Source organism: Geminicoccus harenae (genome assembly GCF_019800005.1).
GTDB classification, from domain to species: Bacteria; Pseudomonadota; Alphaproteobacteria; order Geminicoccales; family Geminicoccaceae; genus Geminicoccus; species Geminicoccus harenae.
The window spans coordinates 97,036-112,634 of sequence record NZ_JABGCL010000003.1 but is presented as its reverse complement, the minus strand read 5'-3'; the positions used below and the strand labels follow the sequence as shown (position 1 = coordinate 112,634).

The window sequence follows — 15,599 nt, the reverse complement described above, 5'->3', positions numbered from 1 at the left end:
CGCGGGGTGGAAGGGGGAGATCGGACGACCGCAAGATCACTCCTCGGCGCAGAGTTCGGCGGTGGTCATGGTCGGCAGGAAGTCCTTGCCGAAGCCGAACGGCTCGACCAGGGCCAGATGCTCCTCCGAGCCCAGGAAGTTCTTCAATTCAGCGTTGAAGGCCTGCTGCAGCTCGGTGTCGTCCTTGCGGAACGCCACCGCGCCATGGCCGGTGACGGACTTGCCGGCCACCTCGCCGAACGGCTTGGTCGACTCCACACCCTCGTTCTTGGCGGCCATCTCCCCAATCGACAAAGCGGTGAGTGCCGCCGCATCGGCGCGGCCGGCCTTGACCGCGGCGACCAGGCTGGACTGGTCGGGCAGGAGTACCAGCTGGGACTGGCCGATTCCGGCATCGGCGGCGTAGCCGGCCTCGACGGCACCGGCCATCACCGCGAGCTTCAGGTCGGAGTTGTCGGCGATGCTGGAATAATCGTTGATCCCCTTGGGGTTGCCTTCCTGGACCAGCAGGGCCTGGCCGATGCCGTAGGTGGGCTCGGAGAACAGGACCTGGCCGCAGCGGGCCGGGTTCACGAACATGCCGGCCGCCACGATGTCGAACCGCCCGGCCTGCAGGCCCGGGATCAGCGAGCCGAACTCGGTGAGCACGCCGTCGATCTCGGCCACGCCCAGCTTCTTCATGACCGCGCGCACGACCTCCGGCGATTCGCCGGTGAGCTTGCCATCCGGGGTGGCGAAGCCGAACGGCGCCTCGTTGGCGAAGCCCACCCGGATGAAGCCGGCCTCCCTGGCGGCCTCGAGCGTCGACTGGGCATGGGCGGCGCCGGCCGAGACCAGGGCGGCGGCGGCCAGGAGGCTGGCGAGGGCGCGGCGGGAAAGCATAGACGCGAGCATGGATCGTCCTTCCGTTGCAGGTCGATGGGCGTCGCACGCCGATGAACCTGCACGCCGGCCGGATGCCCGCGTGCAGGTTCGGTGGATGGCGAACTCCAATATCGTCAAAGCCTGCCCCATCGCACCATGGGTTTCAAGAGTTGTGTACATCTGTAGGGAGAAGTCACGAATCCATCTTGATGAGCACCGATTGCCCGGCGCAGACTGAGCCGAGCATGTATACGTGCGTCGGGCCGGGATGATTGCCGTGCAGCACTGGTCGAGCCATTCCGCCAAGGACGACGCTGCCCCGCCGGCGGACCTGCCCTTTTCTGCGGGGGAGTACGCGGCACGGGTGACCAAGGTCCGCTCGGCCATGGCCCGGCAGGAGCTGGACCTGCTCCTCGTCTCCGCACCGGAAAACATCTGCTACCTGACCGGGCTCGACCACTGGGGCTATTTCGCGCCGCACCTCCTGGTCCTGCCGATGAATGGCGAGCTGGTGCTGATCACCCGGGCGATGGAGCGGGTCACGGTGGCGGCCCAGGTCCGCCATGCCCGCTTCGCCGGCCATCCCGACCACGAGACGGTCGCCGATGCCGCCTGCCGGGAGCTGGCGGGCAGGCGGCTGCGCCGGGTGGGGTTCGAGCCCCGGAGCAGCGGCCTGCCGATGGCGCTGGGCCTGGCACTCCAGGCGGCGTGCGCCGCAGAAGCCTGGGTGGATGCCAGCGGCGTCGTGGACGCGATCCGGATGGTCAAGAGCCCGGCCGAGCAGGCCTGCCTGCGCCAGGCCGCCGCCGTCAGCGATGCCGCGGCCATGGCGGCGATCCAGGCGACCCGGAGCGGCGCCAGCGAAGCCGAGATCGCCGCGGCCTGCCTTGCCACCATGGCCGAACGCGGCACCTACCCGGGCTTCGGGCCGTTCATCCGTGCCACCAGCCGGCTGGGCGAGGAGCATACCACATGGAGCCGGGCCCGCCTCGAGGTCGGCGATGCTCTGTTCCTGGAGCTGTCCGGCTGCGTCGCGCGCTACCATGCGCCGCTCGGGCGGCTGATCCATGTCGGCCACGCGCCGCCAGAGGCGCACGCCATGGCGTCGGTTGCCCAGGACGCGTTCGCCGCGGTGGTGGCCAGCCTGAAGGACGGCATCCTCGCCCGCGACGTCTATGCCGCCTGGCAGGGCGTGGTGGACCGGGCCGGGCTCGCCCACTACCGGCGCCACCATTGCGGCTACCTGGTCGGGATCGGCGTGCCGCCCAGCTGGACCGGCGGTAACCAGGTCTGGGGCCTGCGCCCGGACAGTGATCTGATGATCCGGACCGGCATGAGCTTCCACGTCCTGTCCTGGCTGATGGGCACCGGCCAGGGCGACTATTTCATCTCCAACACCGTGCTCCTGGGCGACCAGGGTGCACAAGTGCTCACCCAAACCCCCACCGACGTGACGATCCGCTAGGGCGAACCATGGAATTCGGCAAGAACAATACCCCGTTCAGCGAAGCGGAGTTCGCGGACCGCGTAGCCAGGACCAAGAAGAGGATGGAAGAGGCCGGCCTGGATGCGCTGATCTGCAGCGATCCGGCCAACATGAACTATCTCACCGGCTATAATGGCTGGTCGTTCTACGTCCACCAGGCGGTGATCGTCCTGCAGGACCTGGAGCATCCCTTGTGGTTCGGCCGCGGCCAGGACGCCAACGGGGCGCGGATCACCACGATCCTGCCGGGCGAGAACATCCTCTACTATGCCGACGAGTTCGTGCAGTCGACCACCAGCCACCCCATGCAGGAACTGGCGCGCAACCTGCGCGACCGTGGCCTCGCCCGAGGCCGGGTCGGGGTGGAGGGGGACAGCTACTACTTCACCGCCAGGTCCCAGGCGGTGCTCGTCCGGGAGCTGCCCGACGCCGAGATCGTCGATGCCGACTGCCTGGTGAACTGGGTGCGCGCCACCAAGTCCGAGGCCGAGATCCGGCTGATGCAGGAGGCGGCGCGGATCACCGAGAAGATCATGGCGACCGCGATCGAGAAGATGGCGGTGGGTGTGCGCCAGTGCGACGTGGCCGCCGAGATCCAGGCGGCCGGCACGCGCGGCCTGGACGAGTATGGCGGCGACTATCCGGCGATCGTGCCCCTGATGCCGACCGGGATCGGCACGTCCTGCCCGCACCTCACCTGGTCGGATGCGCCGTTCCAGGCGCAGACCGGCACCACGATCGAGGTGGCCGGCGTACGCCACCGCTACCACGTGCCGCTGACCCGCACCGTCTATCTGGGCCAGCCGCCGCAGAAGATGGCGGATGCCGCCAAGGTGGTGGTCGAGGGCATCGAGGCGGCGCTCGAGGTGGCGAGGCCGGGTGCCGGCTCCCGCGAGGTCCATGCCGCCTGGACCCGCACCATCGCCCGCCATGGCCTGGTGAAGGATTCCCGCTGCGGCTACTCGATCGGGCTGAACTACCCGCCGGACTGGGGCGAGCGCACCATCTCGCTGCGCGCCACCGACGACACGATCCTCCAGCCGAACATGACCATCCACTTCATGCCCGGCATCTGGCTGGACGACTGGGGCATCGCGATCTCCGAGCCGATCCGGATCACCGAGACCGGCGTGGAGACCTTCTGCAGCTTCGAGCGCCGGCTGTTCGTGAAGTAGCCGGACGGAGCTTCCCTCAACTCGATAGGAACCCCGATCCTGCGGCCAGGAGCAAGTCGCGGGCAGCCGCCTCGTTGCATCGGCACGGCGAACCACGCATACATCGGCCTGATGGCATATGCTGGAGGCGACATGACGTTCGCGGGCGAACTGCCAGGAAGACGTGTCCGGCTCTTCCGCAACGGCCGCAACCAGGCCGTCCGCATTCCGGTGGAGTTCGAGCTGCCGGGGAACGAGGCCATCATGCGCCGCGAGGGCGATCGGCTGGTCATCGAGCCAGCCGAACATGTCGGCCTTCTGGATTGGCTGGCCACGATCGAGCCCTGGGAGGAGCAGTTCCCGGAGATCGATGACCCGCCGGTCGAGCCGGAGGACGTGTTCTGACCATCCGGTTCATGCTGGACACGAACATCGCATCCGACCTGATCCGCCATCCTGCCGGCGAGGTGACCAGACGCATCGCCGCCGAGGGAGAGAACAGCGTCGCCGTGAGCATCATCGTCGCGGCCGAGCGTCGCTACGGCAGTGCCAAGCGCGGATCACCTCGCCTGAACGCCCTCGTCGATGGCCTGCTCAGGAGGATCACGGTGCTGCCACTCCGGCTGCCTGCCGACTCCGCCTACGGGGCCATCCGCACGAGCCTCGAGGCCCGTGGACGCCCGATTGGCCACAACGACCTGCTGATCGCCGCGCACGCACTGGCACTCGACCTGCCGCTGGTGACGGACAAGGTCGGCGAGTTCTCGCGCGTGCCGGGCCTGCGGGTAGAGAACTGGCTGCGAGCAGCATGACCATCGGGCTGCCAGTCGGCCGCACGAAAAAGAAGTGATCGACCATACCCTGTGACGAGGAGCGCCAGCACCGCGAGCCCAGCCAGCCCGTTGCACTCGGACCGTCACCTGCCCATCCTGGTGACGGAGCAACTCCAAGATGTCTGTCGGTGGGCCATGCAAGAGTGGGAACTTCACTGGCTGGAGGCTGAGGGCAACCTGCAGAGCTGGAAGGACCTGATCATTTCCGGCGTCGAGACGGCGCGGGACACCGTATCAAGGATAATCCCGCCGCCACGTCTCGACATCCTGGTACAACCACAACCGGGCAGAGTTATCCCTGAAATCGGCATGGTCGGCTTCGCCCACCGGAAGTCGCTTTTCTCCTTGTCCATCGATCCGGAGAATCCGAACCTCTCTCGCTGCCTCACCGACGGCACTCTTGCCCGTCAGGTGGCGCACGAGGTGCATCACTGCGTCCGTATTGCCGGCCCAGGATACGGCCGCACCCTAGGTGAAGCTCTGGTCAGCGAGGGGTTGGCCGGTCGGTTCGTCAGGGAGCTGTTCGGGAACTCCCCGGAGCCATGGGAATGTGCAGTGGACGTCGAGACGCTGCGCAAGAATCTGCCGGACGAGGCGGAACTCTCGTCAACGAACTATGATCATGCGGCCTGGTTCTTTGGAGCGAGCGGGAAGCGGCCCCGATGGCTGGGCTACACGCTCGGATATGAGCTGGTCGGGAATTGGTTGAGGAAATCGCCACCGGCCGAGGCCTCGGTCTGGATCGACGTTCCTGCGCAAGTTGTTCTTGGCGTGGGGCTTGAGGGGCTCCGGGCTTCCTAGCCCATGGCAACAGGCCTGGAGCAAGCCCAAGGGAAAGCCCGCAGGCCCCAGGAGAATCAGAGCCGGGAAAGGAGCTCGGCCTTCTTGGCCTGGAACTCCTCCTCGCTGAGGATGCCCTTCTCCTTCAATCCGGCCAGGCGCTCGATCGTGGCGAGGACCTGGTCCTGGTCGGCACTGCCGGCCTTGGCCGATGCCCTGGCAGAAGGGGTCGGCTGGAAGCCGGCCGCGTGGGCGGGGCCGGCGGGTGCCGGCGTGATCTCCACATGGATGGGCGCGACGATCGGCAGGTCGGAGATCCGGACCAGCCCGTGCTGGCTGGTGAAGGTCAGGGAGGCGTCGCCGCCCTGTTGCTGGCCAAAGCCGGTGATCCGGTGGTCGCCCGTGTCGTAGACGGTGATCCGGCCGCCGATGTCCAGGGCCAGGCGGCGGCTCTCCGGGAAGCAGGCATAGCGGATATTGTTCTGCGCGCCGGTCGCCGAGGGCGTGCCGAGCTCGGCCGGCCAGCCATGGCCGGCACCGCCGCCGCCGAACGCGATGCTGGCGCCGGAGCCGCCATGGGCGTAGCCGGCCTGCACCTGCCGGTCGCCGCCAGCCTGCGCCTGGGTCTGGGTGGCCGATGCGCGGGGGGCCAGCAGCGTCTGGCTACGCAGCCGCCCGGCCAAGTCGTTGCAGGCGGCATCGACCCGCTGCTTCAGGCCGTGGTTGAACATGTCGCCGATCATGACCATGCCGCCCGGCGACCACTGGCCCATGCCGCCCAGCTCCGGGTGGCTGAACTGCGCCATCGTGCCCCCACCTTGGGCCAGCGCCCGGAGGAGGACGGCCACGGCCTCGGCGGACAGGCCATGCCGCGCCGCCACCTCCTCGACCACAAGGCGGCCTTCCGCGGTCAGATCCTGCATCGACGAGGCCTCCCCTATGGTAGTGGCGGCTGGTTGCGCTTCGGTCCGCCTGCTCCGGGAAATGGCCCTGCCCGGGCAGCTTTTCCACGAGCGCCCTAGGTAAACTCAGCCGCCGGCACCGGTTCCGCGCTGCCAGGCTTCCCGGCTCAGCCGGTAGAGCACGTGGTGCCGCATCGGATGGCCGGCCTCGACCGAGGGATGCTCGAAATCGTCGGCCGGATCACGGCGCATGCCCAGGCGCTCCATCACCCCGCGCGAGGGCAGGTTGGCCGGCAGGGTGAAGGCGACGATCTCCGGCAGCCGCAGTTCCTCGAAGCCGAAGCGCAGGGACTCTCTTGCCGCCTCCAGCGTGTAGCCCTTGCGCCAGTAGGGCTTGAGCAGGCGCCAGCCGATCTCGACCGTGGGCGTGAAATGGGTGGGGAAGGTGGCGGTCGCGATGCCGACCGCACCGATGAAGGCGCCGTCCAGGGTCCGCTCGACCGCCCAGAAGCCCCAGCCATGCTCGGCGACATGCGCCTGCCAGGCGTCCATGATCGCGTCGCTGCGCTCGGGGCTGAGCGGCCGCGGGAAATGCTCCATCACTTCCGGATCGCCGTTCAGCGCCCGGAACGGCGCCCGGTCCGCTTCCTGCCACGGCCGGAGGATCAGCCGCTGGGTCACCAGCCGGCGTGGTTGCGGACGTCCCGCCATCGTGAAATGCCCCCCGTCGAGCTCGCCTGCCGGCAGCATAGCGGGCCTGGGCCGGCGCAGACAGATCAGCGGTGGTCGAGCCGCGCCACGAGCCGGTCCCCCAGCCATTGCAGGCCGCAGACCAGCACGATCAGGACCGCCACCACCGCCACCATGATCTCGGTCTCGAAGCGCTGGTAGCCGTAGCGGATCGCGAGGTCGCCCAGGCCGCCCGCGCCGATCGCACCCGCCATGGCCGACGCACCGACCAGGGTGATGAGGGTGACGGTGAAGCCGGCCGCCAGGCCCGGCAGGGCCTCGGGCACCAGCACCTCGCGCACGATGGTCCAGCGATTGCCGCCCATGGCGCGCACCGCCTCGACCAGGCCACGGTCGACCTCGCGCAGCGACACCTCGGCGATCCGGGCATAATAGGGGATGGCCGCGATCGAGAGCGGCACGATGGCGGCCCAGGTGCCGATCGAGGTGCCGACGATGAAGCGGGTGACGGGGATCAACGCCACCAGCAGGATGATGAAGGGCACGGAGCGGAAGCCGTTGACGACCGCGGCCAGCAGGCGGTTGACCCAGAGGTTCTGGGCGATGCCGCCGCGCTCGGTGACCACCAGGAGCAGGCCGATCGGCAGGCCCACGACCAGGGAGATCAGGCCGGACAGGCCGGTCATCAGGATCGTTTCCCAGGTCGAGCGGAGCAGAAGATCAAGCATCATCGTCGACATATCCCAGCCTCTCGACCCGGGCACCCTGTTCCTCGAGAAAGCGGACGGCGCGCGCTGGCGCATCGCCCCGGTTCGGCACGCCCAGGAACAGGGTGCCGACCGGCTCGCCCTGGACATGGTCGATACCACCATGGACCAGGCGGACGGGCGCCTGGAGCATTGCCGAGAGCTGGCCGATCAGCGGGCTGCGCGCGGCCGGGCCGGCCAGATCGACCTGGAGGATGGCGCTCTCGCCCTGCACCGGGTGGAGCCTGTCAGCGATCCCGCTTGGCAGCTTCGGGCGCAGGGACTGGAGCAGGCTCTGCGTCGTGGGCGAGCTCGGGCTGGCGAAGACCTGCCAGACCGGCCCTTCCTCGACGATCCGGCCCTGGTCCAGCACCACGACCCGGTCGGCCACCTTGCGGATCACCTCCATCTCGTGGGTGATCAGCACGATGGTGAGGCCGAGCTCGCGGTTGATGTCCTTGAGCAGGGTGAGGATCGAACCGGTGGTCTCGGGGTCGAGCGCCGAGGTCGCCTCGTCGCACAAGAGCAGGACCGGCTCGGCCGCCAGGGCCCGGGCGATGCCGACCCGCTGCTTCTGCCCGCCCGAGAGCTGTGCTGGATAGGCATCGGCCCGGTTCGCCAAGCCCACCAGTTCCAGGAGCTCTCGCACCCGCGCCTGGCGCCGGGCTGCCGGGACGCCCGCGATCTTGAGCGGCAGGGCGACATTGGCCGCGACGGTCTTGGCTGCCAGCAGGTTGAAGTGCTGGAAGATCATGCCGATGCGCCGGCGCACCGGCTGGAGCTGGCGCTCATGGAGCCCGGTGATGTCCCGGCCCTCGATCTCGACGCGGCCGGAATCCAGCCGTTCCAGCCCGTTCAGGCAGCGGATCAGGGTGGACTTGCCGGCACCGCTGCGGCCGATGACGCCCAGCACCTCGCCGCGGTCGACGGACAGCGATACCCCGTTCAGCGCGGCGGTAGCGCCGAAATGGCGCTGGGCGTCGACCACGCGCACGATCGGCTCCGGCATCGGTGGCGATGACGGGGCGGCGGGACGGACCTGCGGTGGGCGTTCCAGGACCATGGCGGCCACGGGGCATCCTCTGGGACAGTGGCACCGCCGGGCGCGGTGCGATTCAACGGCAGGACGGCCCGGGCCGGCGGCCCAGGCCGTTCCAGTTCAGGAGATAGAGCCGGCTCGGCCGGTCAGTAGGCCGCGGTGCCGGTGCCGCGATAGACGCGGTCGAACACCGCGCGGACCGCCTCGTTCTGGTAGGCGGCCACCAGCGGCGCCACCCAGGGCGCGTCCTTGTCCTCGGTGCGGACCGCGATGAAGTTGCGGTACGGGTTGTTCTCGATCGGCTCCTGGGCGATCCGCTCCTGGTCCGGGTCGAGGCCGGCCTTGAGCGCCCAGTCCGTGTTCACCACTGCGGCGTCCAGGTCGTCGATCGCCCGGCCGACCACGCCGGCATCCAGCTCGTTGATCCGGAGGTCCTTGGGGTTCTCGACGATGTCGGTCACCGTGGCGAGGATCCCGGCGTCCGGGTCGAGCTTGATCAGCCCCTCGTTCTGGAGGACGAGCAGCGCCCTGCCCTCGTTGGACGGGTCGTTCGGCACGCCGATCGTGGCACCCTCGGGCAACTCGGCGACGCTTGCGTACTTGCGGGAATAAAGGCCCATCGGCCAGACGGCGGTGAAGCCCACCGGGGTGATCTCGTAGCCCTGCGATTCGATCTGGGCATCCAGATAGGGCTGGTGCTGGAAGGCGTTGGCGTCGATGTCGCCGCGCGCCAGCGCCTCGTTGGGCTGGGTGTAGTCGGAGAACACCACGGGCTCGACGGTAAAGCCCTGCTTGGCCGCCTCGGCGACCACGGCCTGCCAGACCTCCTCGTCCTCGCCGGACATGATGCCGACCTTGATCGGCTCCTCCTGCGCCAGCGCGGATGCACCCATCCATGGCGCCAGCAGCAGCCCGGCCACGGCCAGGCACGCCGCCAGGCCACCGCGTCGCGTCCAGGACGGCCGCCGGCCGGCCATGACGTTCGCTTCCTGCATGTTCTTTCAGCCCGTTCGATGTCATGCCCGGGCCGAAACGGCGGCCAGGGACGATCAGCCAGATAGCTGACCATCCGCGGCGGCAAAATCAACTAATTCTATCGACTATTTGAAGTGCGGCCGGTTCAGTCGACCGGGTCGCGGGCGCTGTAGAGGGCGATGCCGCGCAGCAGGTCCAGGGCGCGCGAGAGCTGGTAGTCCTCGGCGCCGTCCTCCGGGATCGCCGAGGCTTCCGGGGGCAGCGTCGGCGCCACGCCCGGCACCTCCTCCTCCTGGTCGTTGCGCAGCCGGCCGCGCAGGTCGGCCTCGCGCCGCCCGAACGAGTCGTCGGTTTCCTCGATGTTCGCGGCATGCACCTCGATGTCGGGGGTGATGCCCTTGGCCTGGATCGAGGTGCCGGCCGGCGTGTAGTAGCGCGCGGTGGTCAGCCGGATGGCGCCGTGGCCCGGGATCGGCATGATCGTCTGCACGGAGCCCTTGCCGAAGGTCTGGGTGCCCATGACGATCGCGCGGCGATGGTCCTGGAGCGCGCCGGCCACGATCTCGGAGGCCGAGGCCGAGCCGCCGTTCACCAGCACCACCATCGGCACGCCGGCCAGGACGTCGCCCTTGCGCGCGTTGAAGCGCTGGATGTTCTCGTTCTCCCGCCCGCGGGTCGAGACGATCTCGCCCTGGTCGAGGAAGGCGTCGGACACGGCCACGGCCTGGTCGAGCAGCCCGCCTGGGTTGTTGCGCAGGTCGAGCACCAGGCCCTGCATCTTGCCGCCCATCTCGGCGCGCATCTTGTCGATCGCGTCGCGCATGCCCGACGCGGTCTGCTCGCTGAACGTGGTCAGGCGGACATAGCCGACATTGCCCTCGGCATGGGCGCGCACCGGCGAGATCTTGATGATCGCGCGGTTGAGAGTCAGATCGAACGGCTCCTCCGAGCCCTCGCGCATCAGGCGCAGGCGGATCGGGGTGTCGACCGGCCCGCGCATCTTGTCGACCGCCTCGGACAGAGCGAGGCCGGTCACCGCCTCGTCGTCGATGTGGGTGATGAGGTCGCCGGAGCGCACGCCGGCCTTGGCGGCAGGCGTGTCGTCGATCGGCGAGACGACCTTGATCAGGCCGTTCTCCATGGTGACCTCGATGCCGAGCCCGCCGAACTCGCCACGGGTCTGCACCTGCATGTCCCGGTAGCGGTCGGTGTCCAGGTAGCCCGAGTGCGGGTCGAGGCTGGTGAGCATGCCGTTGATGGCGTTCTCGATCAGCTTCTGGTCCGGCACGTCCTCGACATAGTCCGCGCGGACCCGCTCGAAGACGTCGGCGAACAGCTTGAGCTGCCGATAGACCTCGCCGCCGGACTGCGCGGACAGCGGTGCCACTTGACCGACCAGCACGCCGAACGCGACGGAACCGCCGATCAGTAGCCCAGAGCGTATAATTCTCGCCGTCATCAACCCCGGACCTTGTCTTCCCGAGCCGCAAGCCACGGCATCGGATCCACCGGCACACCCTTGCGCCGCAGTTCGACATATAGGCGTCCCGGCACGTCGGGCCCAACGCCCACCGTGCCGATCCGTTCACCGGCCAGAACCTCCGCTCCGGCGGCCACGCCGAGACGTGCGAATCCGGCCATCAACGTATGGTAGCCATTGCCATGGTCGATGATCAAGATTTGCCCGTAGGAGCGAAATGCCCCGGCGAACACGATCTTGCCGGCTTCCGGCGCCAGCACGGTGCCGGAAGCCGGCGGGTCGAGCAGGATGCCGCGCTTGGCAGCACCGCCCGCCAGCGGCGGCAGCACCGGCAGGCCGGCCGGGATGCCGTCCCAGGCCGGCTCGTCGCGCCTGGGCAACGGCCAGGGCAGGCTTCCGGCACGGCCAGGCGGCAGGTCGGCCAGGGCCAGGGCCGCTGCCCCGTCCGCGGGCGCCTGGGGAGGTGCCGGCCCGAACGGTGCGTCGGCGGGCAAGGCAGTCGGGAGGGGGGCTACCGGGTCGGGCTGGCGCAACGCCATCGCCAGCACGGCCAGCGGCACGTCCTCGATCCGGCCCCGCTCCTGGCCGAGCTGCGCCATCAGCCCGTCCAGCGCCGCCACCGCCGCCTCGCCTTCCGCGCGGGCCTGGCCGAGTTGCGCCAGGGCCTGGTCGGCTTCCCGCAGCGCCTGTTCCGAGCGTTGCCAGCCGATGCTGCCGGCCCGCAGGGCCGCCCGGCGGTAGCTCAGCCCGGCCGTGGACCCGCCGCCTCCCGCCAGCCGCAGGGCCGCGACCGTTCGCGCGGCGGCACCGCTGTACACGCGGCGCAGCGCGCGCACCCGGTCGCTCGCCTCTTCCAGCCGGATCTCGGCCTGCACCCGGTCCGCCGCGACCTGATCGATCCGGTTCTGCGCACCGCCCAGCGCCGCCTCCAGCCCCAGCGTCGCCAGATGGAGGCGGCGGATCCGCTGGGCGCGCTCAACCAGGTCCGCGGCCGCAGCATTCCGGTCCGGCCGGGGCACCGGGCCGGCGACAGCGGCCGGCGCCGCCAGGATCGCGAGCGTCGCCAGCAGGGCCAGGGTGACCGGGCGACGCATCCGTTCAGCGATCCGCCGGCACTGAGGTGAGGAGCGAGCGGCCGGTCATGGCGCCGGGCTGCTCGACCCCCAGCAGCGCCAGCGCGGTCGGCGCCACGTCGGCCAGCACCCCGCCGGCACGCAGCCCGACCCCGGGTGGTGCCCCGACCAGCACGATCGGCACCGGGTTGGTGGTATGGGCGGTGTGCGGGTTGCCGGTCTCGGGATCGCGCATCACCTCGCAATTGCCGTGGTCGGCCGTGACCAGCAGGGCGCCACCCAGGCGCTCGACCGCCGCGATCACCCGGCCGAGGCAGGCATCCACCGTCTCCACCGCCCGGATCGCCGCCGGCAGCACGCCGCTGTGGCCTACCATGTCGGGATTGGCGAAGTTGAGCAGGATGAAGTCGGGCCTGGTGTCGGCGATCGCCTGGACGACCCGGTCGGTCAGGCCCGGCGCCGACATCTCCGGCTGGAGGTCGTAGGTCGCGACCTTGGGCGACGGCTCCAGGATCTTCTGGCAGCCGGGCAGGTCCTTCTCCTCGCCGCCATCGAAGAAGAAGGTCACGTGCGGGTATTTCTCGGTTTCCGCGGCGCGCAGCTGGGTGAGCCCCGCCCCCGCCACGACCTCGCCCATCAGCTCCTTCAGCGGCTCCGGCGGGAACAGAGTGGCGAGCCGCTCGTCCAGCGTGGTGGAGTAGCTGGTCATGCCCACTGCTGCCGCCAGCTCGGGCACCTGCCCGCGCGCAAAACCCTCGAAGCCGGGGTCGACGAAGGCGCCCATGATCTGGCGCACCCGGTCGGAGCGGAAGTTGAAGCAGAGCAGTCCGTCGCCGTCCTGCATGCCCCGGTAATCGCCCAGTATCACGGGCTCGATGAACTCGTCGGTCTTGTCCGCGGCATAGGCAGCGGCGATCGCCTCGCCGGCCGAAGCCGCCCGCGACCCCTGGCCGGCCACGATCGCCTGCCAGCCCTTCTCGACCCGCTCCCAGCGATGGTCGCGGTCCATCACGAAATAGCGTCCGCCGAGCGTGGCGAGCCGGGCCGCATTCCCCAGGTCCTGCTCGAACCTTGCGACGAACTCCGCAGCGGAGCGCGGCGGCGTATCCCGGCCGTCGGTGAGGACATGGACCAGCACCTCCAGACCCTGGGCTGCCAGGGCCCTGGCCAGCGCCACCGCATGGTCCTGATGAGAATGGACGCCGCCCGGCGACACCAGGCCCAGCAGATGGAACCGGCCGCCCTTCGCCTTGACCGCTCGTGCCGCGTCCAGCAGCCGCTCGTTGCCGGCGAGGCTGCCGTCTCGCGCGGCCTGGCTGATCTTGGGCAGGTCCTGCATCACGACCCGGCCGGCACCCAGATTGGTGTGCCCCACCTCCGAGTTGCCGAACTGGCCGTCCGGCAGACCCACGGCCGCGCCGTCGGCGCGCAGCGTGGTCACCGGCCATTGCGCGCGGATCCGGTCGATCACCGGGGTGGCCGCCAGTGCCGCGGCATTGTCGCTCGGATCGGCGCGCTGGCCGAACCCGTCCAGCACCACCACGGCCACCGGCCTGATCTTCATGAGGAACCCCTAGCTGCGGTCCTGCCGATCCGACATGGCCTGCCGCCCCCTTGGCAGGTGCCGGCCAGGCCGGACAGGATCACCCGGGCTTATCGCCGATCACCATGGCGGTCCAGTGAACCCGGCCGCCACCGATCGAGGCCGTCGGCCGCAGCCGGCACGCCGCCTCAGTCGCCGGTGATCGCGTTCCAGAAGCTGCCGAACGATTCGTAGGAGGCCCCGCCCTGCGACGGCGCCGGTGCCGGGCCGGCGGTGGGCTCGATCCCGGCCAGCCCCGCCGTGTCCTCCGGGAGGGGACCGTCCGGACCGGCTTCCGGGGCCACCTCGATGGGTGCGGCCTGGCTCGTGTCCGCGGCGGCCGGCTCGGTCCCGACCGGATCGGAGAGCCCCGGATTGCCCGGCAGGGCCGCCGGCTCGCCTGCCGACCTGCCGCGCAGCGGGCGGGGCTCCGCGCTCAGGCTCTCGAGCTGCAGGGATTTCCGCTCGATCCGCTCCGGCGTGTGCAGCCGCTCGGGCGTCCGCTCGATGTTGATCTCCTCGCGCGGCCGCTCGACGCCCAGCGTGTCCAGGAGCGCGCCGGTGATCGTGATCGTCCGGTACACGGCGAAGCGCTGCTGGTACTCGGCGGTGGTGAGGTTGACGCGCGAGACGAACAGTTCGTTCTCGGCGTCCAGCAGGTCGAGCAGGGTGCGCTGGCCGACGATGAACTGGTCGGCATAGGCGTCGCGGGTGCGGCGGTTGGCTTCGACCTGCAGGCGCAGCGTCTCGATCCGGGCGGTGGCGGTGTCCAGCGCGATGAAGGCGCTGCGCGCATCCTCCTCGGCCTGGCGCCGGACCCGGGCCAGCGAGGAGCGCGCCTCGTTCAGGCGATGGAAGGCCTCGCGCTCCTGCGCGACATCGGCGCCGCCGCGGAACAGGTTGTAGCGCATCACCAGGAGGACCTCGGCGCTGACATCGCTGCCATCCACGCCGTTCACGTCATTGGCGGTAGAAGCGCCCGCCTCCACGTTCAAGCGTGGGTAGTAGCCCGCCCGCGCGGCGCGCACCTCGGCCGTGGCGACGTCGACATCCGAAGCCGCGATCTGCACGGTGGGGCTGGACGAGGACGCGCGCAGCGCCGCCGCCTCGATCCCGCCGGGCAGGGCCGCGGTTGGCGGCTCCTCCAGCTGGAGGTCCAGGGGCGCCATGCCCACCACCTGCAGATAGGTCGAGCCGGCATTGGCGAAGTCGCCCCGGATCTGCTCCAGGCTGTCGACCGCCGCCGCGAGGCGGGCCTCGGCCTGCCGGACATCGGCGATCCCGGTGGTGCCGCCAGCCTCCAGATCGCGGACCTCGCCCAGGATTCGCCGGTGGGCGGCGACGTTGGCGTCGGCCAGTGCGATCAGGTCGAGATTGCGCAGATAGTCCAGATGGGCCTGGATGCCGTCCAGTGCGATGAACTCGGCCGCCTCGCGCACCCGGTTGGCCGCACTGTCCACCCGGGCGAGCTGCCGGTCGATCTCGCTGCGGGTGGCACCGCCGTCGAAGACCCGCTGGGTGAGGGTCAGCGAGGTGTCGGTGCGAAAGCGCCCGTTGCTGTCGTTGCGCGCGCGGGTGCCGATCGAGTTGGTGTATTCCGGGCCGCCGGCGATCCGGAGGTCGAGCGTCGGCAGGCCCAGTGCCCGCGCCTGCTGGAGCTCCTGGTCCACCGCCAGGCGGTCGTTGCGGACCACGCCGATCTCGGGATTGGTGGCCACGGTGGCCCGGACCGTGTCGGCGATCGTGGTCGCCTGGGCCGAGCTCGCCGCCAGCACGAGCGCGCTGGTGGTCAGCAGACCAGCCAACACCCGCATCGGGGTCCGCATCGGGCGGTGTCCACCATTTCCTGGCATCCGATCCTTCCGCGCTGTCTCTGGCTACCCGAGAAAAACGGACAGCTACTTTCAACTGTCGATAGACGTCACTCCAAACACGCGTCAACGTCGACGTGCATGGGCCGCGGGTCAATAACAGGCACGGGACACCGCTTCCCCA

At 69.9% G+C, this 15,599-nt stretch carries 15 protein-coding genes; 5 read left to right on the top strand and 10 right to left on the bottom strand.

Features of this window, described 5'->3' with window-relative positions:
• Window positions 1-36: 36 nt before the first annotated feature.
• Entirely contained in the window at window positions 37-894 is an 858-nt protein-coding gene (gene ehuB, locus HLA95_RS03205; protein ID WP_191060300.1) for an ectoine/hydroxyectoine ABC transporter substrate-binding protein EhuB, read from the bottom strand.
• A gap of 247 nt (window positions 895-1,141) precedes the next feature.
• On the opposite strand from ehuB, the gene HLA95_RS03200 reads away from it, so the two are divergent.
• The 5 genes from HLA95_RS03200 (at window position 1,142) to HLA95_RS03180 (ending at window position 5,138) form a co-directional block, all read left to right on the top strand.
• Entirely contained in the window at window positions 1,142-2,329 is a 1,188-nt protein-coding gene (locus tag HLA95_RS03200) for a M24 family metallopeptidase (RefSeq protein ID WP_222182384.1), read from the top strand.
• Window positions 2,330-2,337: 8 nt separating this feature from the next.
• Window positions 2,338-3,525, top strand: a complete 1,188-nt coding sequence (locus HLA95_RS03195) for a M24 family metallopeptidase (protein WP_191061189.1) — start codon at window positions 2,338-2,340, stop codon at window positions 3,523-3,525.
• A 132-nt stretch (window positions 3,526-3,657) separates the two neighbouring features.
• Window positions 3,658-3,909, top strand: a complete 252-nt coding sequence (locus HLA95_RS03190; RefSeq protein WP_191061190.1) for an antitoxin — start codon at window positions 3,658-3,660, stop codon at window positions 3,907-3,909.
• Between the two features lie 11 nt (window positions 3,910-3,920).
• Complete coding sequence (locus HLA95_RS03185; RefSeq protein ID WP_191061191.1) at window positions 3,921-4,316, top strand: PIN domain-containing protein; 396 nt, start codon at window positions 3,921-3,923, stop codon at window positions 4,314-4,316.
• Between the two features lie 156 nt (window positions 4,317-4,472).
• A complete protein-coding gene (locus HLA95_RS03180; protein ID WP_191061192.1) occupies window positions 4,473-5,138 on the top strand; it encodes a DUF2268 domain-containing putative Zn-dependent protease in 666 nt (221 codons plus the stop codon).
• A gap of 56 nt (window positions 5,139-5,194) precedes the next feature.
• On the opposite strand, the gene HLA95_RS03175 is transcribed toward HLA95_RS03180, so the two are convergent.
• The 9 genes from HLA95_RS03175 to HLA95_RS03135 form a co-directional block, all read right to left on the bottom strand.
• Window positions 5,195-6,040, bottom strand: a complete 846-nt coding sequence (locus HLA95_RS03175; protein WP_222182382.1) for an SHOCT domain-containing protein — start codon at window positions 6,038-6,040, stop codon at window positions 5,195-5,197.
• A 105-nt stretch (window positions 6,041-6,145) separates the two neighbouring features.
• Window positions 6,146-6,730, bottom strand: coding sequence for a GNAT family N-acetyltransferase (locus HLA95_RS03170; RefSeq protein ID WP_191060547.1), 585 nt, complete (start codon window positions 6,728-6,730; stop codon window positions 6,146-6,148).
• A gap of 65 nt (window positions 6,731-6,795) precedes the next feature.
• Complete coding sequence (locus HLA95_RS03165; protein ID WP_191060546.1) at window positions 6,796-7,449, bottom strand: methionine ABC transporter permease; 654 nt, start codon at window positions 7,447-7,449, stop codon at window positions 6,796-6,798.
• Complete coding sequence (locus HLA95_RS03160; protein ID WP_191060548.1) at window positions 7,430-8,518, bottom strand: methionine ABC transporter ATP-binding protein; 1,089 nt, start codon at window positions 8,516-8,518, stop codon at window positions 7,430-7,432. The genes HLA95_RS03165 and HLA95_RS03160 overlap by 20 nt, the downstream gene beginning before the upstream one ends.
• Window positions 8,519-8,640: 122 nt before the next feature.
• The gene (locus HLA95_RS03155; protein ID WP_255591394.1) at window positions 8,641-9,489 is read right to left on the bottom strand and encodes a MetQ/NlpA family ABC transporter substrate-binding protein; all 849 of its coding nucleotides are present in this window, start codon (window positions 9,487-9,489) and stop codon (window positions 8,641-8,643) included.
• Between the two features lie 125 nt (window positions 9,490-9,614).
• Window positions 9,615-10,928 (bottom strand): S41 family peptidase, encoded by a 1,314-nt coding sequence (locus HLA95_RS03150; protein WP_191060544.1) that lies wholly within the window; start codon window positions 10,926-10,928, stop codon window positions 9,615-9,617.
• Window positions 10,928-12,043 carry a murein hydrolase activator EnvC family protein gene (locus HLA95_RS03145; protein ID WP_222182380.1) on the bottom strand — a complete coding sequence of 372 codons (1,116 nt, stop codon included), beginning with the start codon at window positions 12,041-12,043 and terminating at the stop codon, window positions 10,928-10,930. The genes HLA95_RS03150 and HLA95_RS03145 overlap by 1 nt, the downstream gene beginning before the upstream one ends.
• A 4-nt stretch (window positions 12,044-12,047) precedes the next feature.
• Window positions 12,048-13,586: a 2,3-bisphosphoglycerate-independent phosphoglycerate mutase gene (gene gpmI, locus HLA95_RS03140; protein WP_222182378.1), complete on the bottom strand. Its 1,539-nt coding sequence runs from the start codon at window positions 13,584-13,586 to the stop codon at window positions 12,048-12,050.
• Window positions 13,587-13,753: 167 nt separating this feature from the next.
• On the bottom strand, window positions 13,754-15,430 hold the full coding sequence (locus HLA95_RS03135) for a TolC family outer membrane protein (protein ID WP_222182376.1): 1,677 nt from the start codon (window positions 15,428-15,430) through the stop codon (window positions 13,754-13,756).
• Window positions 15,431-15,599: the final 169 nt, after the last annotated feature.